The sequence below is a fragment of the Pseudomonas sp. S2_H01 genome, from assembly GCF_054668305.1.
Window position 1 is genome coordinate 1 of the sequence record NZ_CP162756.1, and the last position, 23392, is coordinate 23392.

General features: G+C 60.9%; 21 protein-coding genes and 1 pseudogene. 13 read left to right on the plus strand and 9 right to left on the minus strand.

Annotated elements, in window-relative coordinates; translation table 11 throughout:
- Positions 1-168: 168 nt before the first annotated feature.
- Positions 169-567: pseudogene (locus AB4N84_RS00005) on the minus strand (ATP-binding cassette domain-containing protein); the annotation flags it as partial.
- A 349-nt stretch (positions 568-916) separates the two neighbouring features.
- Positions 917-1780 carry an aldo/keto reductase family oxidoreductase gene (locus tag AB4N84_RS00010; protein WP_460044693.1) on the minus strand — a complete coding sequence of 288 codons (864 nt, stop codon included), beginning with the start codon at positions 1778-1780 and terminating at the stop codon, positions 917-919.
- Between the two features lie 99 nt (positions 1781-1879).
- Between AB4N84_RS00010 and AB4N84_RS00015 the strand changes: the two genes are divergently transcribed.
- The gene (locus tag AB4N84_RS00015) at positions 1880-2803 is read left to right on the plus strand and encodes a LysR family transcriptional regulator (protein WP_460044694.1); all 924 of its coding nucleotides are present in this window, start codon (positions 1880-1882) and stop codon (positions 2801-2803) included.
- 18 nt (positions 2804-2821) lie between these two features.
- On the opposite strand, the gene AB4N84_RS00020 is transcribed toward AB4N84_RS00015, so the two are convergent.
- Entirely contained in the window at positions 2822-3721 is a 900-nt protein-coding gene (locus AB4N84_RS00020) for a LysR family transcriptional regulator (RefSeq protein ID WP_460044696.1), read from the minus strand.
- Positions 3722-3832: 111 nt separating this feature from the next.
- On the opposite strand from AB4N84_RS00020, the gene AB4N84_RS00025 reads away from it, so the two are divergent.
- The 4 genes from AB4N84_RS00025 (at position 3833) to AB4N84_RS00040 (ending at position 8007) form a co-directional block, all read left to right on the plus strand.
- A complete protein-coding gene (locus tag AB4N84_RS00025) occupies positions 3833-5308 on the plus strand; it encodes an MmgE/PrpD family protein (RefSeq protein WP_460044698.1) in 1476 nt (491 codons plus the stop codon).
- 283 nt (positions 5309-5591) lie between these two features.
- A complete protein-coding gene (locus AB4N84_RS00030; RefSeq protein WP_460044699.1) occupies positions 5592-6305 on the plus strand; it encodes an ABC transporter ATP-binding protein in 714 nt (237 codons plus the stop codon).
- On the plus strand, positions 6302-7102 hold the full coding sequence (locus AB4N84_RS00035) for an ABC transporter permease (protein ID WP_074753969.1): 801 nt from the start codon (positions 6302-6304) through the stop codon (positions 7100-7102). Before AB4N84_RS00030 ends, AB4N84_RS00035 begins: the two co-directional genes overlap by 4 nt.
- Positions 7099-8007, plus strand: coding sequence for a LysR family transcriptional regulator (locus AB4N84_RS00040; RefSeq protein ID WP_460044700.1), 909 nt, complete (start codon positions 7099-7101; stop codon positions 8005-8007). Before AB4N84_RS00035 ends, AB4N84_RS00040 begins: the two co-directional genes overlap by 4 nt.
- On the opposite strand, the gene AB4N84_RS00045 is transcribed toward AB4N84_RS00040, so the two are convergent.
- Both AB4N84_RS00045 and tcuC read right to left on the minus strand, forming a co-directional pair.
- On the minus strand, positions 7993-8769 hold the full coding sequence (locus AB4N84_RS00045; protein ID WP_460044701.1) for a substrate-binding domain-containing protein: 777 nt from the start codon (positions 8767-8769) through the stop codon (positions 7993-7995). The genes AB4N84_RS00040 and AB4N84_RS00045 overlap by 15 nt on opposite strands.
- A 28-nt stretch (positions 8770-8797) precedes the next feature.
- Positions 8798-10099: a tricarballylate/proton symporter TcuC gene (gene tcuC / locus AB4N84_RS00050; protein ID WP_460044703.1), complete on the minus strand. Its 1302-nt coding sequence runs from the start codon at positions 10097-10099 to the stop codon at positions 8798-8800.
- A gap of 220 nt (positions 10100-10319) precedes the next feature.
- Between tcuC and AB4N84_RS00055 the strand changes: the two genes are divergently transcribed.
- Both AB4N84_RS00055 and AB4N84_RS00060 read left to right on the plus strand, forming a co-directional pair.
- A complete protein-coding gene (locus AB4N84_RS00055) occupies positions 10320-12674 on the plus strand; it encodes a bifunctional diguanylate cyclase/phosphodiesterase (RefSeq protein ID WP_460044704.1) in 2355 nt (784 codons plus the stop codon).
- A complete protein-coding gene (locus AB4N84_RS00060; RefSeq protein WP_460044705.1) occupies positions 12662-13552 on the plus strand; it encodes a phosphate/phosphite/phosphonate ABC transporter substrate-binding protein in 891 nt (296 codons plus the stop codon). The genes AB4N84_RS00055 and AB4N84_RS00060 overlap by 13 nt, the downstream gene beginning before the upstream one ends.
- Positions 13553-13564: 12 nt before the next feature.
- On the opposite strand, the gene mug is transcribed toward AB4N84_RS00060, so the two are convergent.
- Both mug and AB4N84_RS00070 read right to left on the minus strand, forming a co-directional pair.
- Positions 13565-14089: a G/U mismatch-specific DNA glycosylase gene (gene mug, locus AB4N84_RS00065; protein WP_460044706.1), complete on the minus strand. Its 525-nt coding sequence runs from the start codon at positions 14087-14089 to the stop codon at positions 13565-13567.
- 37 nt (positions 14090-14126) lie between these two features.
- Entirely contained in the window at positions 14127-14750 is a 624-nt protein-coding gene (locus tag AB4N84_RS00070) for a TetR/AcrR family transcriptional regulator (RefSeq protein WP_074753983.1), read from the minus strand.
- Between the two features lie 312 nt (positions 14751-15062).
- Here AB4N84_RS00070 and AB4N84_RS00075 point away from each other — a divergent pair, with 312 nt between their 5' ends.
- The 4 genes from AB4N84_RS00075 (at position 15063) to AB4N84_RS00090 (ending at position 20294) form a co-directional block, all read left to right on the plus strand.
- On the plus strand, positions 15063-16202 hold the full coding sequence (locus AB4N84_RS00075) for an HlyD family secretion protein (RefSeq protein ID WP_460044708.1): 1140 nt from the start codon (positions 15063-15065) through the stop codon (positions 16200-16202).
- On the plus strand, positions 16199-17698 hold the full coding sequence (locus tag AB4N84_RS00080) for an MFS transporter (protein ID WP_460044709.1): 1500 nt from the start codon (positions 16199-16201) through the stop codon (positions 17696-17698). Before AB4N84_RS00075 ends, AB4N84_RS00080 begins: the two co-directional genes overlap by 4 nt.
- Positions 17699-17717: 19 nt before the next feature.
- A complete protein-coding gene (locus AB4N84_RS00085; protein WP_460044710.1) occupies positions 17718-19205 on the plus strand; it encodes an efflux transporter outer membrane subunit in 1488 nt (495 codons plus the stop codon).
- A 150-nt stretch (positions 19206-19355) separates the two neighbouring features.
- Positions 19356-20294 (plus strand): LysR family transcriptional regulator, encoded by a 939-nt coding sequence (locus tag AB4N84_RS00090; protein ID WP_074753991.1) that lies wholly within the window; start codon positions 19356-19358, stop codon positions 20292-20294.
- A gap of 64 nt (positions 20295-20358) precedes the next feature.
- Here AB4N84_RS00090 and AB4N84_RS00095 read toward each other — a convergent pair whose 3' ends face one another.
- Positions 20359-20631: a DUF2790 domain-containing protein gene (locus AB4N84_RS00095; protein ID WP_074753993.1), complete on the minus strand. Its 273-nt coding sequence runs from the start codon at positions 20629-20631 to the stop codon at positions 20359-20361.
- A 244-nt stretch (positions 20632-20875) separates the two neighbouring features.
- Here AB4N84_RS00095 and AB4N84_RS00100 point away from each other — a divergent pair, with 244 nt between their 5' ends.
- A complete protein-coding gene (locus AB4N84_RS00100) occupies positions 20876-21646 on the plus strand; it encodes a class I SAM-dependent methyltransferase (RefSeq protein WP_460044711.1) in 771 nt (256 codons plus the stop codon).
- A gap of 15 nt (positions 21647-21661) precedes the next feature.
- Positions 21662-21973, plus strand: coding sequence for a cupin domain-containing protein (locus tag AB4N84_RS00105; protein WP_074753997.1), 312 nt, complete (start codon positions 21662-21664; stop codon positions 21971-21973).
- A gap of 34 nt (positions 21974-22007) precedes the next feature.
- Here the strand turns inward: AB4N84_RS00105 and AB4N84_RS00110 are convergent, their stop codons facing one another.
- A complete protein-coding gene (locus AB4N84_RS00110) occupies positions 22008-23330 on the minus strand; it encodes a chloride channel protein (protein WP_460044713.1) in 1323 nt (440 codons plus the stop codon).
- Positions 23331-23392: the final 62 nt, after the last annotated feature.

A 23392-nucleotide genomic window follows, 5' to 3' on the forward strand; every position in this document is an offset into this window, starting at 1 on the left:
ATGCTGCATCTCGTCCAAACGGTGGGAGATGTAGAGCATTCCCACGCCCTCCACCTTGAGTTCTTTGACGATACGGAAAAGCTGCGCTGTCTCGGTCTCCGTCAAGGATGAAGTGGGCTCATCCAGTATCAACACTTTGGCATTGAGCGAGAGCGCTTTGGCGATTTCGACCATCTGCTGCTGAGCAACCGAAAGCGTGTTGACCAACGTCGTTGGATCAATATTGACCGCCAGGCGGTTCAGGCAATCTTGAGTATCGGCGATCATTTTGCGGCGGTTGATGAACCCAAGCCGCACCGGTTCTCTGGCCAGATAAACGTTTTCAGCCACCGATAGGTGCGGTACCAGATTCAACTCCTGATGGATGATGGCAATGCCCATCCGCTCCGCATCATTTACGGATTTGAACGTTCGCTTTTCCCCTAAATACGTAATGCTGCCTTCATCGGGGGATAGTTGACCGCTAATGACCTTCATCAAGGTGGATTTGCCGGCACCGTTTTCGCCGCAGATCGCATGCACCTCGCCTGCCTGCAGGTCGAGAGTGACGCCTTTGAGCGCCAACACGCCTGGGAAGCGCTTGACGATACCTTCCAGATGCAAACAAGGAAGACGCGTGAAAGGTTCAACTGCAGGCCCGTCAGGCCGAGAAGACAAAACGTTCAAGATGGCGCTCTCATTTATTTTTATCGAGGGCCATGGCCCGCTTGGAGAATCACTGCGACCAAACTATATGAGCTCGAAAAGAGTGGCAAGACCAATTTTAATTTTTTGGATTTGGCCTGACCAGTTTCGCTTTACCTCTGCTATCGCCGGTTTCAAGCGAATCGGCGGCTCCTATGCGAAGCCTCGCAAGCTGGCAGATTCCGCGCCCGTCCTGTCAAGAACTGAGCGCGTGGTCAGCGCGCTGACGTCACTACGCCACGGCATCCAGCTCCACCAACATCTGCGGCGTGATGGTCAGCTCACTGGCGGTGAGGTTTTCCCGCAGATGCGCCACCGACGACGTGCCCGGAATCAGCAGGATGTTCGGGGCACGTTGCAGCAGCCAGGCCAGCGCCACCAGGAGCGGTGAAGCGTCCATTCGCGTCGCGACGCTGGACAGGATGTCCGATTGCAGTGGCGTAAAGCCGCCCAGCGGGAAAAACGGTACGTAGGCGATGCCTTGTTTGCCCAGGTCGGCAATCAGTTGCTCGTCGTCGCGGTGAGACAGGTTGTAATGGTTCTGCACGCACACGACATCGGCGATGGATTGCGCCTGCTTGACCTGTACCGCCGTGACGTTGCTCAGGCCCAGATGCCGAATCAGCCCTTGGCGCTGCAGCTCGGCGAGCGCGGTGAACTGTTCTTCGATGGACTCCTCGCCCGGTGAATGCATGTTGCCCCAGGCGCGCAGGTTCACGACGTCCAGCACTTCCACCCCCAGATTGCGCAGATTGTCGTGCACAGCCTTGATCAGCTCAGCCGGGCTTTGTGCCGGATTCCAGGAAGCGTCTTCACCCCGTTGAGCACCGACCTTGGTGACGATGACCAGCTCGTCTGCATAGGGATGCAGCGCTTCGCGGATCAACTGGTTGGTGATGTGAGGGCCGTAGAAGTCGGACGTGTCGATGTGGTTGACGCCCAGCGCCAGCGCCTCGCGAAGGACCGCGACGGCTGCTTTGGGGTCCTTGGGCGGACCGAACACGCCCGGCCCGGCCAGTTGCATCGCACCGTACCCCATGCGATTGACGCTGCGATCGCCGATGTGGAAGGTGCCTGCCTTGTTTGCGTTACTCATGCCGTTTGCCTCTTTCAAGAAGTGTTCGGCCACTATAGGCATTGACCACTTCGCTGATAATCAGGTGCAATCGGCACAGGTCGTACGGGTGAGCGAACAATGGCAGCGGATATTCAAGACTTGTTGGCCTTCGTGGCCGTGGTGAACGCGGGTGGCTTTCGTGAGGGTGCCCGCACGAGCGGTAAGTCGGCGTCGAGCCTGAGTGACGCCGTGCGACGCATCGAGTCCCGGCTCGGCGTGCGCTTGCTCAACCGGACCACGCGCAGCGTAGTGCCGACCGAGGCTGGCGCCAGACTGATGGAGCGGATCGTTCCAGCGCTGGGCGAAGTCGAGTCCGCCATGGATGTGGTGAACGATTTCCGTGACCGACCCTCAGGCACACTGAAGCTCAACGTGCCCGCCAGTGCCGCGCGCCTGGTATTGCCCGCGATCATCACGCCCTTTCTGCAGGCACACCCCGACATCCGTCTGGAGGTGATCGTTGAAGAGAGCTTCGTCGACATGCTGGCCGCCGGTTGCGATGCGGGCATTCGTTATGACGATCGCCTGGAGCAGGACATGATTGCCGTGCCGATCGGGCCCCGGATTCAGCGCTTCGCCACGGCAGCATCGCCCGCTTACCTGGATGCCAGAGGTCGCCCCGAGCATCCTCGCGATCTGCTCGAACACGATTGCCTGCGCGGCAAGTTCCCCAGCGGCGCGATACCCTTGTGGGAGTATGAGCGTGACGGCGAAATCCTGCGCGTCGACCCGACCGGCCCGCTGCTCGTCAACATCGCCGGCGCTGTCGACCTCGCCGTACAGGCCGCCATCGACGGGCTCGGCATTGTCTTCCTTTTCGAAGACTGGCTGCGGCCTCACCTGGACAGCGGCGCACTGGAACCGGTGCTGGAGCCATGGTGGCAGAGCTTCAGCGGCCCCTTCCTTTATTACTCGGGGCGCCGCTACCTGCCCTCGCCGCTTCGGGCGTTTGTGGACTTCATCAAGACGGGCCAGGCATCGAACGCAGGACCTGTCCCCTGACGTTTTGATCCTTGAGAATCACGTCCGCGCCCTCTCCCCGATCATGTCGTACAGCTGCTGCGCCGCCGCCGACAACACCCGGCCCCGACGACGAATCAGACCGACCGTGCGGCTGACCACGGGATCGACCAGCGGAACGCTGACCAGTATCGGGTGACCGTCTTCGGGCATCGCCAGTCGCGGAACCGCGGCGATGCCAACGCCGGCTTCGACAAGGCTGACCACGCTCATGACATGCCGAACCTCGCAGAACGAGCGCGGCAGATCCGCGCTGTCCGCAAGCGCGAGATCCAGCAGCAACCGGTTGCCGCTGGCCTTGGCCACACTCATGTAGTCGTACTGCGTCAGCTCGGCCCACGTCACCTGGTCCCTGTCCGCCAGAGGATGATCGCGCCGGCAGGCCACCACGAACGTCTCCTTCAGCACGGCCTGAAAATCGATGTTGGCTTCCTGCACGCCAATGTAGTTCAGGCCGAAATCCACCTCGCTGCGCACAACGCTCGACAGCACATCACTGGCGCCATCGTCCATGACCCGGATGACGATACCCGGGTAGCGTTCGTGAAATTCGCGCAGGACGTGGGGCAGAAAATAACGCACAACGGACGGCACGCAGGCCACGGTGACTTCGCCGCTCATGCGCCCCGCCACATCCCCCAACCCGATCAGTGACTCATCGAGGCTGTTGAGTATGTCCCGGGCCTTGCGCGCAAAATCGCGGCCAAAAACGGTGAGATCGACACGGCGAGTGGTCCGCTCAAGCAGGCGCACGCCCATCTTGGCTTCCAGCTTCGAGATCCGCCTTGAAAGCGCGGGTTGTGACAAATGCAGGTCCAGCGCCGCCGCGCTGAACGTCCCCAGCTCTGCGACCGCAACGAAGGCGCGCAGATCGCTCATTTCCAGATTCATGTTTGGCATGCATAGATCCATGAGATTGTTGCAATTCAAATGCTACCACTGCTGCTTCATGATCGCTGGGTGCTGCTCGGCACGTGCATTCAAACAATCATAAATAAGGAGCGCACTCCCATGACAACGATCAATCGACGCGGACTTCTCAAGGCGGGCGCTATTGCCTCGGTGGCGGCCGCCACGCCCGGCCTGTCCCTTTCAGCCCTGGCGCAGGGGGAAAAAATGAAAACAGCCGAACCCGCCCCCTCGTCACCGCCCGAACCGGTCACCCGGATACTGGCGCATTACCTGGTCAATGCTCGCTACGAGGACCTTCCCGCCAACGTGCGTAAAGAAGGCACGCGTACCCTGATGAACTGGGTCGGCGTCGCCGTGGGCGGCTCGCACCATGAAACGGTGGCGCGCGCCCTGTCCGCGCTCAAGCCTTTTTCGGGACCGCCGCAAGCGGGTTTGCTGGGTCGGTCGGACCGACTGGACATCATGAACGCCGCATTCCTCAACGGCGTCGCCAGTCACATTTTCGACTTCGACGACACCCACCTCAAAACCATCATTCACCCGGCAGGTCCGGTCGTCTCGGCGATTCTCGCGCTGTCGGAATACCACCCGGTGTCTGGCAAAGACTTCCTTAACGCGCTGGTGCTCGGTGTCGAAACCGAATGCCGGATCGGCAATGCGGTGTACCCGAATCACTATGACGTTGGCTGGCACATCACCGGAACCGCCGGGGTGTTTGGCGCAGCGGCGGCCGCCGGGAAGATCCTCGGTCTGAGCGAACAACAAATGGTCTGGGCGCTGGGCCTGGCAGCATCGCAACCGGTGGGTCTGCGTGAATCGTTCGGGTCGATGAACAAGAGCTTCAACCCAGGTCGCGCCGCCAGCAATGGCTTGTTCGCCGCACTCCTGGCCTCCAAGGACTACACCAGTTCCGACGGCATGATCGAAGCCAAGCGCGGTTGGGCCAACACCATCAGCACCAAGCAGGACTATCGCGAGATCACCGAGGGGCTTGGGCAACGCTATGAGTCGGCGCTCAATACCTACAAACCGTTCGCCTGCGGCATTGTGATTCACCCGGCGCTGGACGCTGCCATTCAGTTGCGCAATCAGTACGCACTCACCGACGATCAGATCAGCCGTGTCGACCTCAAGGTGCACCCGTTGGTGATCGAGCTGACCGGCAAGAAGACACCGAAAATCGGTCTGGAGGGCAAGTTCAGCATCTACCATTCGGTGGCCGTCGCGCTCATTGAAGGGGCCGCGGGGGAGCGGCAGTACAGCGACCGCGCAGTGAACGATCCGAAAGTGATTGCCCTGCGCGAACGGGTGACCGCAACCATCGATCCTGCGATCAAACCGGAGCAGGTCGACATGACGATTACGCTGAAAGACGGTCGCGTCCTGCATAAATTCATCGAGCACGCGATTGGCAGCCTGGAAGTCCCGATGAGCGATCAGCAACTGGAGGCCAAATTCACGGATCTGGCCAAGGGCATCCTGCCCGATGCTCAGGTGCGCAGGTTGATCGAAACCTGCTGGTCGGTGGAAAACCTGGGCAGCGCGGCGGACATCGCCAAGGCGGCAGTGGTGTAATCGGAGTCTGGTTCCTGGCGGCCAGCCTGGCGAACGCGGTGGGTCAGCAGCATCATGGGTCAATGACCCACCGCATTCGTCCGAGTGCGGCCCAGACCCTCGTAACCTCGGGCTCCTACAGGTATCGCGGCTTTATCAGAATCTACGGCGGACGCATGACCTTTGGGAGCGAGCTTGGTCTGGGCGGCATTCCGACGAATGCGGAGGTTCATGCATCTTGGATGCCTGGTATTGCAAAGTGGGCAATAATGCACGGCGTTTCATCCCGCCCAAAGGAACGACCGTGCCGCCGAATGTGCCATCGCCCCCTCCGTCACCCGTGCCCTTGCTCGAAGTCAGGCGGTTGACTCGTCTGGACCAGAGCGGTGCCAATCAGCTTCTCAAACCCACCGACTTTACCTTGATGCCCGGCGCACAAGTCGCGCTTACCGGCGCGTCGGGATCGGGCAAAAGTGTGTTCCTGCGCACGCTGGCCTTGCTCGATGCGCCCTCCAGCGGTGAACTGCTGTGGCAGCAAACGCCGCTCTCCAATGACAGCATTCCCGCGTACCGCACGTGCGTGTCTTACCTGTCGCAACGCCCCGCGTTGATCGAAGGCACGGTGCTCGACAACCTGCAGTTTCCCTTTACCCTGAAAAGCTTGCGGGCCCGCAGGTTCAACCTGGAACGAGCAACCGATCTGCTCGCGCAGGCCGGTAAGGACGCCTCGTTTCTGAGCAAGTCGAGCGCGGACCTTTCGGGCGGCGAAGCGCAGATCGTCGCGTTGGTGCGCACGCTGCAACTGGCGCCGCAGGTGATGCTGTTTGATGAACCCACCTCGGCGCTCGACCCGCAATCGGCGGCAGCGGTGGAATCACTGGTGCTGCACTGGTTCAACGCAGGCGCCGGCTCGCGAGCTTATGTCTGGACTTCCCACGACCCCGAGCAAGCCCGACGCATGAGCACCCGGTGCTTGACGATGAACAATGGCGTGCTGGGCGCGGGAGACGCAGCATGAATTACGAGAATCTGTCGGCCACCGACCTGTCCATCGCCGCCGCGCTGATCCTCATCAACGGTGCGTTGTCGCTGATGTTGAAGCTCGGGCTGGAGCGCCAGTTGTTGTGGGCTTCGGTGCGTACCATCGTGCAATTGCTGGCAGTCGGTTACCTGCTCGGCTGGGTGTTCGCCCATGCCGACTGGTACGTGGTGCTGCCTCTGATTTGCCTGATGACGCTGGTCGCCGGCTTCTCTGCAGCCAGTCGGGGCAAGCGCACATACGCCGGCCAGTTGATCGACAGCGTGGTGTCGGTCTGGAGCAGCTCATGGCTGGTGGCGGCCATCGGGTTGTTCGTGATCATCCGCATCCGGCCCTGGTACGAGCCTCAATACGCGATCCCGATTCTCGGCATGATCCTGGGCAACACGCTGACGGCGGTGTCGCTGGGCATGGAGCGCATGACCCAGGAATTGATGTCGGGCCGCAACACCATCGAAATGATCCTGGCACTCGGCGGCACCCGCTGGGAGGCGGCACAATCGGCCGCCCGGCAAGCGGTTCGCGCGGGCATGATGCCCACGCTGAACCAGATGACCGTGGTCGGCATCGTCAGCCTGCCCGGCATGATGACCGGTCAGGTGCTGGCGGGCGAAAACCCCGAAAGCGCCGTCCGCTATCAGATCATGATCATGTTCCTGATTGCCGCGGGCTCGGCGCTGGGCACGGTCTGCGCGGTCCTGCTGACCTTCAGGCGGTTGTTCTCGGCGGATCACCGTTTCATGGTTCACCGACTGGTTGCGAGGCGTCATGCATGAGTATCAACTTTGACCTCAATGACCTGCAGGCTTTTCGGGCGGTGGTTGAAAACGGCAGCTTCCGCAAAGCCGCCGACGCGATCAGGATCACCCAGCCGGCGCTGAGTCGACGTATTGAAAAGCTCGAATCAGCGCTCAATGTCAAACTGTTCGAGCGCACGACTCGCAAGGTCAGCCTCACCACGGTCGGGCTGGCTTTTCTGCCTCAGGTCGAGCGCATGCTCGATGACCTGGACATCGCGCTGATGAGCATCAGTGAGGTTGCGTCCACGCGCATGGGGCATGTGACCATCGCCTGCGTACCCTCCGCTGCCTACTACTTCATGCCGCAAGTGATCAGCGCGTTTCACCGGTTGTACCCCAGGATCAAGGTCAGGGTGCTCGACGCCAGCGCCAACGAGGTCAACAGTGCCGTGGCCTTGGGCGAAGCGGATTTCGGCGTGAGTTTCAGCGGCACGCTGGCGGCGGAAGTCGATTTCGAATTGCTGCTGCAGGAACGCTACGTGGTCGCCTGCCGACGCGACCATCCCCTGGCCGAGCGTCAACAGGTCAGTTGGGAAGAGATGTACGAATATGACTACATCAGCCTGGACAAGACCTCAGGCAACCGGATGGTGCTGGATCAGGCGCTGCTGCGCTCGCCTGCCAAAAAGCCCAGCATCTGTGAAACGCGGCACGTGACCACCATGATCGGTCTGGTCGAAGCCGGGCTGGGGGTCGCGGCGGTGCCCTCCATCGCGATGCCGGCAGCGGGTCACCCGATTCTGGTGAGCGTCCCGCTGATCGAGCCCGAAGTGCTGCGCAACGTCGGGCTGATCAAACGCCGCGGGCGTACCTTGACACCCGCGGCCATCGAGCTGGAACAACTGGTCAGGCAGATGCCCGCTCGCTCAGCGGGGCACTGAGTCCAGGCCCGTGGACTGCACTTGAGCCTGCGCCTTGGCTGACGACAGATATTCGAGCAACGCTTTTGCCTGCTGCGGATGTTCTGCATTTCGCGGGATGCCGGCGGCGAAACGTGTCACGGACTGGACATTCTCCGGAATCTTGCCGACGAAGGTTACACCCGGTACGGGCAACAGTTCGGCGACCTGCTGAAAGCCTAGTTCGTAATCCCCCTTGGCCACCACCGATGCCACCGGAATACGCTCGATCATCTTGCCCTTCGGCCCGACCTGATCCTGAACGCCCAGCTTCTTGAACAGCTCATTCTCGATGTACACGCCACTGGCGCTGTCGGAGTACGCCACGGATCTGGCCTTGAGCAGCACGTCCTTGAGCTCGGCATCGGTGGCGATGGCCGGCTTGGCGGCACCCTGTTTGACCACCATTCCGATGCGCGAATCAGCAAGCTCAACGCGCGAGGCGGGATCGACCTTGCCCTGTTTGATGAGCTCATCCAGCGCATAACCCACCATGATCACCACGTCGGCATGCTCTCCACGCGCCAACCGGTTGGGAATGGCCTCCGGCGCCTTGCCCATCGATGGACCGAGGACCGTCTCCAACGTGTCGCCGCTGGCGGCGGCGTATTGCGGGCCCAGCAATTTATAGGCGGCAGTGAAGCCCCCGGACGTCATGACGGTGAGCTCTTCGGCCTGGGCAAAGGAGCTCGCCAGCAGCGAACCAAGGCTCAGCGCAGCCACAACATTGAACAACGCTTTCATATCAAATCCTTCTACTTCAAACAGTGGGTCAGACAGCCAACTGAGGGCGAGCGGAGATGTTCCGGTACAGCATCAACGTTGCACCCAGGGCGCAGGCGGCGGCGAACGTCATCCAGTAAGCGGGCGCGGCTTTATCGCCGGTGAGGTGAATCAGCCAGGTCGAAATGGCAGGCGTGAAGCCTCCGAAAACGGCGGTTGCCAGGCTGTACGCCAGCGAGAAGCCGGCGACACGCACCTCCACCGGCATGATTTCGGTGAGCGCAGGAATCATCGCGCCGTTGTACAGCCCATACAGGCAGGAAAACCACAGCAACACTTCGAGCATGTGACCAAAGCTGGGCGCTTGGGCCAGAAACGACAAGGCCGGATAGGCCGTGACAATGGTCAACACGGTCATGGCAATCAGCAGCGGCTTGCGGCCGAACCGATCACTCAAGGCCCCGCCGATGGGCAGCCAGATGAAGTTCGATACGCCCACCAACAAGGTCACCAGCAACGCATCGGCCGTGCTCAGGTTCAGTACGGTTTTGCCAAAGGTCGGCGCATACACCGTGATCAGGTAGAACGCCGTGGTGGTCATGGCGACCATCAGCATGCCGGCCACGACCACGCGCCAGTTCTGCAACAGCGTGGCGATGACTTCCTTCATCGTGGGCCGGTGGGTGCGGGTAGCAAATTCTTCGGTCTCTTGAAGGCTGCGGCGCAGCACAAAAATGAACGGGATGATCAGGCATCCGATGGCGAAGGGAATCCTCCATCCCCAATCCGCGATGACGGCAGGCGCCATCCATTGATTCAACGCAAACCCCAGCCCGGCCGCTACCACGATTGCCACTTGCTGGCTGCCGGACTGCCAACTGGTGTAGAAGCCCTTGCGTCCGGGCGTGGCCATTTCGGCCAAGTACACCGACACGCCACCCAGCTCCGCACCGGCGGAAAAGCCTTGCAGCAGGCGACCCACCAACACCAGCGCCGGCGCCCATAAGCCGATACTCGAATAACCCGGTACCAGCACGATGAGCAACGTCCCGCTGGCCATGATGGACAGGGTGACGATCAACCCCTTGCGGCGCCCGACGTCATCAATGTAAGCCCCGAGAATGACGGCACCTAGTGGACGCATCAGGAATCCGGCACCGAACACGGCGAAGGTCATCATCAATGATGCGAATTCACTGGAAGCGGGAAAGAACGCTGAGGCGATCTGAGTGGCGTAGAAGCCGAAGAGAAAGAAGTCGAACTGTTCGAGGAAGTTGCCTGAGGTGACGCGAAAGACGGCACCGGCTTTGGACGTGGCGGACGTCGCCCGCGGATGGGGGGAGCCATGCATGATTGTTCTCCAGCGATCTTGTTAATGAGCCTTTCGGCGCTTTATGACCGGGAGTTTGATCGACACACTTTGAAACGATAAGTGCTATGTTTTCATCGATTGATGCACAGAGCTTATCAGTGGAAGCCGCCTGCGCGGGAAAAGGACGGGCACAGGATCGTCACGAACCCGCAACAAACTAGTAGTATTCTGCCATCATCTCGCGGCAGGAATATAAGCAGTGATCCGCCGATCTTTCTCTTCTCTCAGCTTTCTGCAGTGGCTGCTCATGACGCTGTGCGCCGCGACGCTGGTGTTTCTGTGGGCGTTGTATTTCCAGCAGAAAGCCACCTCACATCACGAAGCGCTGACCGCCAAATCCGCAGAACACCTGAACCTGGCCACCATCGCTGCAGAAAATCTGCGCCAACTGGTCGACCGAGCCCAAGCCATCGGCCGCGTCACCCGAGGCGACATAGAAGACCTCGGCCAGCGTCATCGCGGGCTGGTGCGCATGCTCGCCGAAGACCCGGTCTTCAAACGCATGAGTCTGTACGACAGCAATGGCGAACTGGTGTCCGCCAGCCACCTCGATGAGCCTCATCAGTTGCCGGCTGCGTGGCTCACACAATTGCAGCAGCACACCGAGCATTACGGCTTCAAGGCCCTGCTGCCGGGATCGTTGCCGTCGACAGGCAACGTGTTGTCACCTAACTGGCGGCTGCCGTTCCTGCTGCCGCTGGTCAATTCGTCAACCGGCAAGATGGACAGCGTGCTGGTGGTGCAACTGGACGTCGGGTATCTCGCCGCGCTGTTCGAACACATCGACTTGGGTCAGAGCGGCATGATGCGCTTGCTCGACAACGACGGCCAGGAACGCCTGCGCATCAGCAACAGCGGCGTGATGGTGTCCGGCGCCTCAATGACGCCCGAACTGCCCGCCACCGGCGATCTGACCGGCATGCTCATCCAGCACACGGTAAACGGCGGTTATCAGAGCATGTACCTGCGGGTGCCACAGCGGGGCTTCAGCGTGGTGGTGAGTCAGAGCACCGACGAAATCCTGGCCTCCTCCCGGCTCACCTACCAGCGCCAACTGTGGCTGAACCTGTGCATGACGCTGCTGATCCTCGGCACCCTGTTCTGGACACTGCGCGTACTGCGCAAACGCCAGGAAGCGTTCAATGCGCTGGAGCTGGCGCAGCAGGTCAATCAGCAGTTGATCGATCGCCTGGAAGACGAACATCGTCGCAGCAGCCATGCCGCCGCCACCGATCACCTCAGCGGGCTGCACAACCGCCGTCAGTTCCTCGAGGTGGCGGCACGCACCCTCTCCAGCCAACGTGGCAAACGACGCCTGATGGCGATCCTGTTCATCGACATGGACCGCTTCAAGTCAATCAACGACTCGCTGGGCCACAAGATCGGCGACATGTTGCTGCAAGCAGTCGCTGGCCGTATCAGCCGGATGCTCGAGCAGGATGACGAAGCAGCGCGTTTTGGCGGCGACGAGTTTGTCGTCCTGCTGGCCGGTGAACGCACCGAAGATCAGATCGACGCCTGGGTCAGGTCTCTGGTACAGAAATTGTCAGCGATCTATTCCCTGGGCGATCACGAAGTCACCACCAGCCCGAGCGTTGGTGTAAGCATCTGTCCTCGTGACGGCCAGGACGTCGAGGACCTGATTCGCAGCGCCGACGCCGCCATGTATTCGGCCAAGCGCGCCGGCCGCGGGCAGTTCCGTTTTTTCGACCCGTCGCTGAACGTGGCCGATGTCGAGGAATTCATCCTCGAACAGGCCTTCGGCAACGCCTTGAGCGAACGTCAGTTCGTGCTGCATTACCAGCCACAAATCCGTCTGGATTCAATGCAGGTGGACGGCTACGAAGCGCTCGTGCGGTGGCAACACCCCGAGTTCGGCCTGCTGTACCCGGACCGGTTCATTTCCTTGGCCGAGCGCAGTGGCTTCATCATCGAGCTGGGCTGGGAAGTGCTGCGCCGCGCCTGCGAAACCCTGGAACTCTGGCTGTCACAAGGCCGGGAGTTGCGCCTGGCGGTCAACGTCTCGGCGATGCAGCTTCACCAGGCCGATTTCAGTGACCGGGTGCTGGGCAAACTGGCGCGCCATGGCATTGCCCCGCACTGGATGGAGTTGGAGATCACCGAAACCACATTGCTCGATCAGGAAGGTCAGGCCATCGAGCACTTGCACCGCCTGCGCGAGGCCGGGATGAACATCAGCCTCGACGACTTCGGCAAAGGCTACGCAGGTTTCGCGCACCTGCAATCACTGCCGCTGACCAAGCTGAAAATCGACCGCACACTGATCGCGCCTTTGTCCAACAGCCCTGACGACAGCCCGATCGTCTCCTCGACCATCATTCTGGCCAAACGCCTGGGCCTGCAGGTGGTCGCCGAGGGTGTCGAGACCCGTGAACAAGTGGTGTGCCTGAAGCTTGCAGGCTGCGATGTCGCGCAGGGCTATCACTTCAGCCGCCCGTTATCGGCCGAACAACTGCGCGACTATCCCCCGTTTGCCCAGACAACCCTGATCGATGCGCCTTCCATGGATGCGGAACCCACATGCGTGCAGTGAAACGCCTCACCCTGATGCTAAGCGCCATGCTGCTCAACGCTTTACTGCTGGCGGACAACGCCCAGGCACAATGCACGCAGCAGAGCCTGCGTATCGCGGTCATTCCCAAGAAGAGCATGGACGAGCTGCTCAAGGAGCAGAAACCGCTGATCGATCGGCTCAGCCGCGCGACCGGTATTGCCGTGGAAATCGTCCCGTCATCCTCGTACGAGAGCGTGGTCGACGCCATTGTCTCGGGCGGTGTCGACATCGCGTGGCTGGGCCCCGCCTCGTACCTGCTTGCGTACCAGCGCGACCCACGCATCGAGCCGTTCGCCAGCCTGACCATCAGCCGCGGCTATTTCACGCCCGCCGGGCATGATTACCAGGCACTGCTACTGGTGCGCCGCGAGGTCGCCCGCGACGTTCAGGCGCTTCGTGGCAAACGGGTTGTGCTGACCGACCCGGCCAGCACATCGGGCAACATCATTCCCAACGCCGAGTTCTCGGACACGGTCGGCATGCCATTGGCGCGCTTTTTTGGCTCGATTGCCTATTCCGGCTCCCACGACAAATCGCTGGATGCGTTGCTGGCGGGCAAAGCGGATGCCGCGTTTGTGTCCAGCGTGCGCGCCGATGAGTACCTGAAACGGGGCTTGATCGACCGCAACACCTTCAATGTCCTCTGGCGCTCCTCGCCGATCTACTACGACCCCTTCGTCTTCAGCGGCACACTCTGCAGCGCGCTGAAAGAACGTATTCGCACGGCGATGCTGAGCGATCAGGCTGGACTGGCCACCTTCCTCGAATCGCAGGAGGCGACAGGCATCGTCCCCGTCAGCCACGCCGAGTACGCACCTTTGCTGCGCTCGATGCAGGCGACGCCCGCGTTGAACTGATCACGGCAGACATCAGCAATCGTGGTCGCCCAGTTCGGCGGCCAGCCGCAACTCACGGTAAGCGTGCACCAATTGCTCGAGGGAAAACGCAAGGTTCCTGCCACTCGGGTTGGGCAGCACCCACACCGCTGCATCACCAAAGCGCCTCGCCTGCCGGCCCCAATTCACGTGCTTTTGGCCAGACAGCGCCGCGTAAGCGGTTTTTCCGAGGAAGGCGACAAACCGTGGCGCAGAGCGCGCAATTTTTTCTTCGAACTTAGCGGCGGCTGCCTCGAACTCAAGCAGTGATAACTGATCGGCACGCGCGGTGGGCCGATCCACCACGGCGGTCAAGCCGCACCGGTAATCCAGAATCGTTCGATCGTCTTCCGGACGCACTTCCCCCGGCGTGAAACCGGCCAGGTGAAGCGTGCGCCAGAACCGGTTGCCTCTGCCCGCAAAGTGATGCCCTTGAGCCGCTGCGAGCAGGCCTGGATTGATGCCGCAGAAAATCACGGCGAGGTCTTTCGCGACAATGTCTTCCAGTGATTCAGCCACGCGAACCTCCCTCACCTGGCCGACGCACCGCAATCGCTCATCCACAGATCACGTTGACCGCATTACGCGCCAGTGCGGTGAGGTCATCCCGGGACTTCCCGGCCCTGGCGCGAATTGAAATGCTGTGCAGCATCGCCGAGGCCAGTACCGCCAGTGCGGCGGGATCAACATCCGGGCTCAATTCGCCCGCGTCGACAGCGGTGCGCAGTCGCACTTCGAGCTCAGCATCGAGCCTGCCAAGGCGGTCGGCCAGCACCTCGCGAATCGCGGCATCTTCGACCGCCTCAGCGGTGGCCGTGCCAATCGCGAAGCACCCACGGGGCAAGCCATCGCCTGAGTAATAGATTGACAACTGCCCTTCGTAAAAACGCATCAACGCTTCGGGCAACGTCAAGTCCGGGTGGGTCAGCGCCTCGTGCATGTCGGCCGCAGCGAAGTCCCAGTATTGCTCCAGCGCCTTGATGTACAGCGCATGCTTGTCGCCGAACGCCGCGTACAGGCTCGGGCGGTTCATGCCCGCCGCCGAGGCGATGCTGTCCAGCGAGGATCCCGAATAGCCCGTGTTCCAGAACACCCCAAGCGCCTGTTGCAGGGCCACGTCGGGGTCATACGCACGAGGACGGCCGCGGCCTTTTCCTCCTCCATCTTTATTTTGTGCCATGTCGTATAAAATCCTTGAGTCTCATCGGATGTGGCTATATTCTTACATCATCGCACAAAATTCAGAAGCCATAAATTTCTGAGTCCAGAGTTTGTTGTGGCCCAACCCGAACCCAGCGTTGCGGCGACGAAACAGGTGCGGTGGAGCAACCCTCCCTACCGCACGCGCTTATGGCTTTGTTGTGAGAGAGGTTGGCTGGAATCGCGTCTTTGCCAGTGCCACCGGGTGTGAGTCCTCACAGCAATCAATGACAACAGGGCCGCCAGCAACAGCGCTGCCGTCCGACTTCCCGGTTAACAGGTGAATTCGATCATGACTCAACCGTTCGATAACTCAGCGATGCAATCTTCCGAACACCCAGGCCCCGGCGCAATCGCAAAACCTGCGCGCAAGCCCTTCAGAGAAAAAGCGCGACCGTGGCTCATGATCGGCGTCCCGCTGATCGTGGCCGTTGCCGGCATCGCTCACTACACCGCCCGCGCGCCGTTCGTTTCGACCGACAACGCCTACGCCCGCATCGCCAAGACCGCGATCAACGCCCGGGTTTCCGGACAGGTCGTGGAAATCTCGGTTGAAGACAACCAGTGGGTTCGCAAGGGCCAGATGCTCTATCGCATCAACCCAGAGCCGTTCCAGATCGCCGTGGATCGTGCAGAGGCCCAACTGAGCGTTGCGCGCTTGCGCATCGACAGCCTCAAGGCCAGCTACCGTCAGCAACAGGCCGAGCTGCAATCGGCCAAAGAGCAGGCGGATTTCGACCAGAAGGAATTTGCCCGCAAAAAGGCCCTGGTCGCGACCGAGTTTGTCTCGCGCGCCATCTTTGAGCGTGCGGACACCGATCTGAAGTTATCCCGCCAACGCATCGCGTCCATCGAGCAACAGATCGCCAACACCGTCGTTGCGTTGAACGGCAATCCAAACGTGGATATCGACAGCCATCCGAGCGTTCGTGAAGCCAGGACGCAACTCGACGAGGCGAAACTCTACCTCTCTTACGCCACGGTCTATGCGCCGGAAGACGGCATCGTGGCCAAGGTGGACGACCTGCAGGTCGGCAACTTCGTCAGCAACGGCACGCCGGCGTTCGCTTTGCTGTCCGACAAACACGTCTGGATCGAAGCCAACTTCCGCGAAACCGAAGTGACCCACATGCGGCCCGGTCAGGCAGCCGACGTCCGTATCGACACCTACCCGGGCAAAGTCTTCAAGGCCCACGTGATCAGCATGAGTCCGGGTGCGGGGTCGGACTTCGCCCTTCTGCCGCCGGAAAACGCAACCGGCAACTGGGTCAAGGTGGTTCAGCGGGTTCCGGTTCGCCTCGAGCTCGACGAGATCGACCATCAGCACCCGTTGTATTCAGGCATCAGCGCCACGGTCAACGTCGACACCGGTGTCAGCAGCCCATGGTGGATGCCATTCAAAACCTTGTTGACCGCGGGTAACCACTCATGAACGCGGGTGCTGCAGGAACACCTGCGGCAGGCGCCTTGCGCACCTTGAGGTACGCAGCGCTGCTCGCGACCTACGTTCAATCGGTCAACGTTTCGATCCCCAATGCGGTGTTGCGTTTCATTCAGGCGAGCACCTCGATGGCGGACGATCAGGCTGGCTGGATCTTCACGTCGTATCTGGCCGCCTCGGCGATCTCCATGCCGGTGGCGTCGTGGCTGGCCGCGCGTTTCGGGGTGAAAACGATGTATCAGGCCGCGCTGATCCTGTTCATCGTCGGGCTGTGGATCGCCACCTGCACCACCACGCCACTGGAATTCATGGGTGCGCGCATCATTCAGGGCGTTGCAGCCGGGATCATCGCGCCACTGTCGTTAAGCATCGCGCTGGACACCTTGCCGCCCGCGCAGCGACCCACGTTCGGCGTGCCATATGGCGCGGCGGTGTTACTGGGCATCGTCAGCGGGCCGGCCATCGGCGGGCTTATCGCGGAGTACCACGGCTGGCACACGGTGTTCTATAGCAGCATCCCGGTGGCCGCCGTGATCGTTGGGGTGGCGCAGTGTTCGCTGGAAAGAAAGAAGGCGCCGACGACCCCTCCGTTCGATTTTTTCGGCTACGGCACCTTCACCGTCGGGATGATCATGCTTCAGGTGCTGCTTGACCGCGGCGAGCGCATGGAGTGGTTCGAGTCCCGCGAGATCTGGATCGAAGCCATGACCTCGACGCTGGCCTTTTATCTGTTCTTCACGCATGTGCTGACCGCCAAAACGCATTTCCTGGGCAAGCACCTGTTCAAGGACCGCAACTACGTACTCTCGACGATCCTGTTTTTCGCCTTCGGCTTCGTGCTGTTGCCGACGCTGGCACTGACATCGCCCATGCTCGATGAGATCCTCGGCTACCCACCGATCACCACCGGCGGCATGACCATTCCACGCGGTGTCGGACTGGTCGGCACGTTCCTGTTGATGACGCGGATGCCCCCGCTCATCGACAACCGCCTGGTCATCGCCAGCGGCGTGGCCGTGGTGATCTATGCCAACTGGCTGATGTTGGGCTACTCGCCGCTGATGGACTGGACGCCGGTCGCCGTCGCCGGGTTCGTGCAGGGCGTCGGCATGGGCATGTTGATGCCGTCGATTACCAAAATGGCGTTCAGCACGCTCAGCCCGACATTTCGCCCGGAAGGCACGGGGTTGTTCAACCTGGCCCGGGTCTACGGGAGCACGCTCGGCATTGCGATCGTGCAAGCCTGTTTCTACAACAACACCCAAGCGATGCACCTGGCGCTCGCCAGTCACCTGACGCCCTATCGCAGCGCCGTACATTCCGTGACGGCGTCGACACCCCTGCAAGGTGTTGGGGCGCTCAACGAAATGATCACGGGCCAGGCGGCCTTCATCGCGGTGGTCGACCAGTTCAAGATTTTGATGCTGGCGATGGTCGTGGTGATTCCACTGGTTGTGTTTCTTCGCAAGCCCGGTCCGGCCAACTAATGTTCGTGGAGTCTGCCCAATGATCCTCACTGCCTTTGCTGCCAACAGACCACCTTTCACCCTCAAGATCGGTGCCCTGTCCGTCTTCATGTTGCTCTGCGCCTGCTCCGTCGGTCCTGACTTCCAGTCACCCGCGCCTGCCACCTCGCAACACTACGATCAACAAGCCGAACAACGCCTGGGCAAGAACGGCGACACCGTCGGTGAACAACGCATCGAGCTGGGCCAGGCCGTCAACGGCAACTGGTGGACGGCCTTCAAGTCGCCGACGCTCGATCAGGTCGTGCGCCGCGCCATCGACGGCAACCTTGAGCTGGTCGCCGCCGACGCCACGATTCGCCAGGCGGCCTCGTCTGTCGCGGCGGCTGAAGGCGCGCTGTATCCGCAAGTGGACTTCGCCGCGTCAGGCGGCCGTCAAAAGACCCACAACGCCCCGCAAACGTCGGTCGATAACGCGTATGCCATCGGCCCTCGGGTCAGCTTCGACCTGGACGCCTTTGGCGGTAACAAGCGTCGCGTCGAACAACAGGCCGCTTTCGCCGAACTGCAGAAGCATCGTTACGAAGCGGCGTACCTGACACTGACCGGCGACGTGACCAGTCAGGCGATCCTGATCGCCTCTGCCAATGCCCAGATGACCGCCGTTCAGAACCTGCTCGCCAACGACGAGAAGAACCTGAAGCTCGTGCGCTTGGCGCACGCCAGCGGCAGTACCACGCAGATCGACGTGTCGCTCGCTGAAACGCGGCTGGCTCAAGACAAGACCTTGCTGCCGCCACTGGCCCAGCAACGTGACGCCGCCCGTCATGCATTGGCGATCCTGACCGGCAAAGGCCCGGGTGACTGGACGCCTCCAGCGTTCGAGTTTGCCGAGTTCGTCTTGCCCGCCAGCGTCCCTGTCAGTCTGCCTTCGGAAACCGCGCGCAATCGCCCTGATGTACGGCAGGCAGAATCCGAGTTGCACATGGCAAGCGCCGAAGTCGGTATCGCCACCGCCAATCTGTACCCCCATGTCGAACTGTCCGCCGCACTGACACAGTCGGCTTCGGGCAATGGCGGTGCTGCCCTTTGGGGTCTGGCGGCGGGCTTGACGGCACCGATCTTCAATGGCGGCACACTGCAAGCCGAGCGTCAGGCGGCCGTTGATGGCTACAAAGCCACGCTGGCCGGTTATCAGCAGACCGTCATCACCTCGTTTGGCCAGGTCGCCGACACCTTGCAGGCGATCAACCATGACGCCGAACAATTCCAGGCTCAGAACGACGCGTTGCGTTCCGCACAAACCAGCTTGCAACTCAACCAGCAGGCTTATGCGCAAGGCGAAAACAGCCTCCTGCAGGTGCTCGAAGCCGAGCGTGCCTACGAACAGGCGTTACTGGGTCAGATCCGCGTGAAGACAGCGCAATACCTCGACACCGTGCGGCTGTTCGTCGCCCTGGGTGGAAATTCAGTGGGAGTCTTCGACCCACGCGCTGACCGTCGCGAAACGGCAACCGCTGCGAACTGAACGCGTGTGACCGGGCACGTTTCCCAGACCGGAAACGTGCCCTTCAGCGCGATCGATGCGCCCCGTCAGCAGCTAACCTTGCACCTTTGATTTGCCATCGAACGCTTCCTGCGCTCCTGACTTTCCTGTCATTCCCTTAAGGTAAAAACGATGGACACCTTTCAGACCATGCGTTTTTTCATCGCCGTCGCTCAAAGTGGCAGCTTCACCGCAGCCGCCGCCCTGCACAACACGACCACCACCAATGTGTCCAAGGCCGTCTCGGGTCTGGAGGCCAGACTGCAGACCCGCTTGATCAATCGCACCACGCGTCGTCTGGCGTTGACCGAAGCTGGCGCACGTTATCTGCAGCGTTGCGAAAAGATCCTCGATGAAGTGCGCGACGCTGACGAAGAAGCCGCAACCGCACACGTCAAGCCGTCGGGGCGTTTGAAAATTCACGCCATGTCGGCCATCGGCAACCATTACGTCATCGGTGCGATTGCCCGATACAGAGAGATTCATCCGTCGGTCAGGTTCGATTTGAACCTGACTAACCGCGTGCCCGACCTGATCGAGGAAGGCTACGACATGTCCATCGTACTGGCGCGGGACCTGCCCGACTCAGGATTCGTGGCGCAACGGCTGGGCATCACCTACAGCATCGTGTGCGCGTCACCGGCCTACGTGAGTAAACGCGGCATTCCGCAATCGCCCAACGACTTGCACGACCATGATTGCCTGCGGATCGTAAACACGGTCATGCCGGCGCAAAGCTGGACATTCGATGGACCTGAAGGGGTGGAAACGGTCAACGTGCCCACCTCTCCGCTCCACCTCAATACAGCCGATGGCATGACGGTCGCGATCAAGAACGGAATGGGTATCGGGATACAGCCAATTGCGTCGGCGGTCGAGGGACTTAGAGCGGGGACGTTGGTGCGCGTGTTGCCGGATTATCATCTGGAGGAGTTGAATCTGTTTGCGATCTATCCGTCGAGAAAGTTCGTGGACGCAAAGATAAAGACCTGGGTGGAATTTCTTAAAAGTGCCATTCCGGCTTTGCTGGCGTCGGATGAGAAAGTCGCGGGTTCTGCAAGAAAAAGGTGATGATCAGGGCGTCGGTCAGTCAGCGACAGTATGGAGTGTCGACCCTCCATCGCCCGCATGACCATCAACCGTTGGTGCAGGCAATACCGACGCCCTGGTATTCAATGACGTGCTGCTGACCGTGAGAATCCTGATAGGTCATGCGCACCGGCGTTGCACCGCACTTGTCGGAAACATCGGTTACCGAAATCACTTTCTGGATGTCCAGAGGCGTCGAGTAAGTGTAGGTTTCAACCGCCATATTACCGGCCGTTTCAGCGGGTTGATGGTCGTCTGCAAACGCAGGCGCCCACACACTGCCCATGACTATATACATCGCAATTTTTGAAAAGCTCATTTCATTCACCTTGTCGTCGAGGAAGTAACACAGCGCGTTCCAGTTCCCGTATGAGCCACTGACGTGTTTCTTTTGCTCAGCGGGTAGAACAAATGCTAAGTGTTAAGCCATGTCCCAAATAGCCATCGACGGAACAAAGACTGTTGACGAATCCGGCATGAATCAAGGCTTGGAAATGAGCGCCTGGCCGCCGGAATCTGGCGCATAATGCGCCGGCCATTTTCCACTCAGAGGAAGGCTGACGATGACAGTTGTTCACAAAGCGGCTCAGGTGGGGTTTTCAACGCAGGCGGGCACGTACACCCAAGGCCGGCCGGATTACCCGAATGAAATCAGCACGTGGTTGCGCGACACTCTCGGCATCACGTCCACGTCCACGGTCGTTGATCTGGGCGCTGGAACCGGCAAGTTCACCCGCTTACTCAAACCTCTTTCCGAACGCCTGATCGCCATCGAGCCGGTCAACGCCATGCGGCAGGAGTTTTCCACCCATCTGCCCGACACGACGATTTTGCCAGGCACCGCGCAGTCCATGCCGCTGGCCGATGGCGAAGCCGATGCCCTGGTGTGCGCTCAGGCTTTTCACTGGTTTGCCCAGGAAGCGGCGCTCTCGGAAATACACCGGGTACTCAAACCCGGTGGTCGTCTGGGGCTGATCTGGAACGTGCGGGACGAATCAGTCGACTGGGTCGCGGAAATCACCCGCATCATCACCCCCTACGAAGGCGACACGCCGCGCTTTCACACCGGTGACTGGCGGCGACCCTTCAACGGGGCCTCGTTTTCTCAGCCCGACATGGCCTGCTTTCCGTACACCCACACCGGCAGCGCCGAGACCGTGATCATGAACCGGTTTCTGTCGGTGAGCTTCATCGCTGCCCTGCCCCCCGCCGACAAAGCCATCGTCACCGACCAATTGCGCGAGCTGATCAGCACGCATCCGGCGCTGCGCGGGCAAGAGACCATCGCCTTTCCGTACCAGACACAGGCCTACCTGTGCCGTCGACTCGACTGAAGAGAAGGTAAAACCGTGAAGATCATCCGCAGTAAATCCTTCACCGGCGAGCGCGCCTGGGCAGCGCTCGACATCGCCAACATGAACGGCATCACCACCCGGCTGCACTGGACCGACCAACCCTACAAGTGGCACGTGAACGACGGCCAGGAAGTCTTTGCGGTGCTGGACGGCCGTGTGGAAATGCACTTCAAGGACAACGGTGTCGAGCAGTCGACGATCCTTGAAACCGGTGATGTCTTTTATGCCTCGGTCGGCACCGCGCACGTCGCTCACCCGCTGGGCGTCGCGCGCATTCTGGTGGTGGAAAGCGAAGGCAGCGTTTAAGCGGGCCCGCTGCGCACTGCATCGCCCGACCGGGTCATCCCTCGGTCTTGCGTGGTGCAGTGTCGGTGTGCGCCGCCTGCAGAAACCCGCGCGCCAATTGCTGGTACAACTCCGGCCCCATGCGCGAGCTCACCGCCTTGGCAATCAAAGCAACGGCCATGAGGCTGATCACCATGCCGTGGCTGTCGATCATCTCCATCACAATGATGGCTGACGTGATCGGCGACTGAGTGACCGCCGCCAGAAAGCCGACCATGCACAAGGCAATGGTCGGTTGAAGCGCAAGATGGAACAACTCGGCGGCATTGCTGCCGACGGCGGCGCCCACCGCCAGGGACGGGGCGAAGATACCGCCGGGAATGCCTGAGAAATACGTCACGACCGTGGCGAGGAATCGGGTCACGGGCGCATGCCACGGCAGCCCGACTTCAGACGCGATGACCTGCGAGGTGATGCCGTAACCACTGCCGAACGACATTCCGCCGCTGACCCAACCCAGTATCGCAACGATCAGCCCGCATGCGCCGGCGAACCAGACTGGATGCATGCGGCGCCACTCCCATAAAACAAAGTGTCGGTGCCGTTGCGGCCACAACAGCATCCGGCTGAACAGCCCGCCCAGTAACCCACAGCCGATGCCGATCACCAACGCCGGGACAACGATGTCGACGCTGATGTCCTGAACGCCGAAATGGCCGAAATAGTTGTAATTGCCCTGCAGGGCAATCGCCACCATGCCGGACAGAATGATGGTGCTGAGCAGCACGCCGCTGGTGCGGGTTTCCAGCTTGCGCCCCAGCTCCTCTACCGCGAAGGCGATACCCGCCAGCGGCGTATTGAAAGCCGCAGCAATGCCCGCGGCGCCACCGGCGAGGATGAGATCCTCGGCACGAACGATTCGCGCATTCGGCAAAAACCGGTGAAAGAAATGCATGATCGACGCCGCGACCTGAACCGACGGCCCTTCGCGTCCCGCGGAAAAACCGCCAGTGAGTGCCAGCGTTCCCAGGCTGATCTTGGCGAAGGCGATACGCAGTGACACCAATGTGTTAACCGGCTTCCCTTGGTGGACCAGCCGCGTCGCCGCGATCACCTGCGGGATCCCGCTGCCCTGCGCACCGGCAAAGAAACGGGTGGTCAGCCACACCACCAGCATCCCGACCAACGGGGTGTAGATGAACGGCAGCCAAGGCCGCTCGCTGGTCTGTTGGGCGAATTGCGCCAGCGCCAGGTCGGCAAGCCGCGCGAACATCACGACAAGCAGCCCGGCCAGCGTGGCGGCTACCCAAAGCGTGACGCGGGTGCGCCAGCGCATGGAGGCAAAACGACGGCGAAGGAGCGTTACCGGTTTGATCACCCGAAGCAATTCCCGTTGAAAGACGACACGAAGATGCAGGCAGACTAACCAAAGAACCGGTG

Bases quoted from the DNA above. Each gene is read 5' to 3' on its own strand.
- AB4N84_RS00010 (WP_460044693.1), bottom strand. From the start codon at position 1,780: ATGAGTAACGCAAACAAGGCAGGCACCTTCCACATCGGCGATCGCAGC.
- AB4N84_RS00015 (WP_460044694.1), top strand. From the start codon at position 1,880: ATGGCAGCGGATATTCAAGACTTGTTGGCCTTCGTGGCCGTGGTGAAC.
- AB4N84_RS00020 (WP_460044696.1), bottom strand. From the start codon at position 3,721: ATGCCAAACATGAATCTGGAAATGAGCGATCTGCGCGCCTTCGTTGCG.
- AB4N84_RS00025 (WP_460044698.1), top strand. From the start codon at position 3,833: ATGACAACGATCAATCGACGCGGACTTCTCAAGGCGGGCGCTATTGCC.
- AB4N84_RS00035 (WP_074753969.1), top strand. From the start codon at position 6,302: ATGAATTACGAGAATCTGTCGGCCACCGACCTGTCCATCGCCGCCGCG.
- AB4N84_RS00040 (WP_460044700.1), top strand. From the start codon at position 7,099: ATGAGTATCAACTTTGACCTCAATGACCTGCAGGCTTTTCGGGCGGTG.
- AB4N84_RS00045 (WP_460044701.1), bottom strand. From the start codon at position 8,769: ATGAAAGCGTTGTTCAATGTTGTGGCTGCGCTGAGCCTTGGTTCGCTG.
- tcuC (WP_460044703.1), bottom strand. From the start codon at position 10,099: ATGCATGGCTCCCCCCATCCGCGGGCGACGTCCGCCACGTCCAAAGCC.
- AB4N84_RS00060 (WP_460044705.1), top strand. From the start codon at position 12,662: ATGCGTGCAGTGAAACGCCTCACCCTGATGCTAAGCGCCATGCTGCTC.
- AB4N84_RS00070 (WP_074753983.1), bottom strand. From the start codon at position 14,750: ATGGCACAAAATAAAGATGGAGGAGGAAAAGGCCGCGGCCGTCCTCGT.
- AB4N84_RS00075 (WP_460044708.1), top strand. From the start codon at position 15,063: ATGACTCAACCGTTCGATAACTCAGCGATGCAATCTTCCGAACACCCA.
- AB4N84_RS00080 (WP_460044709.1), top strand. From the start codon at position 16,199: ATGAACGCGGGTGCTGCAGGAACACCTGCGGCAGGCGCCTTGCGCACC.
- AB4N84_RS00085 (WP_460044710.1), top strand. From the start codon at position 17,718: ATGATCCTCACTGCCTTTGCTGCCAACAGACCACCTTTCACCCTCAAG.
- AB4N84_RS00090 (WP_074753991.1), top strand. From the start codon at position 19,356: ATGGACACCTTTCAGACCATGCGTTTTTTCATCGCCGTCGCTCAAAGT.
- AB4N84_RS00095 (WP_074753993.1), bottom strand. From the start codon at position 20,631: ATGAGCTTTTCAAAAATTGCGATGTATATAGTCATGGGCAGTGTGTGG.
- AB4N84_RS00100 (WP_460044711.1), top strand. From the start codon at position 20,876: ATGACAGTTGTTCACAAAGCGGCTCAGGTGGGGTTTTCAACGCAGGCG.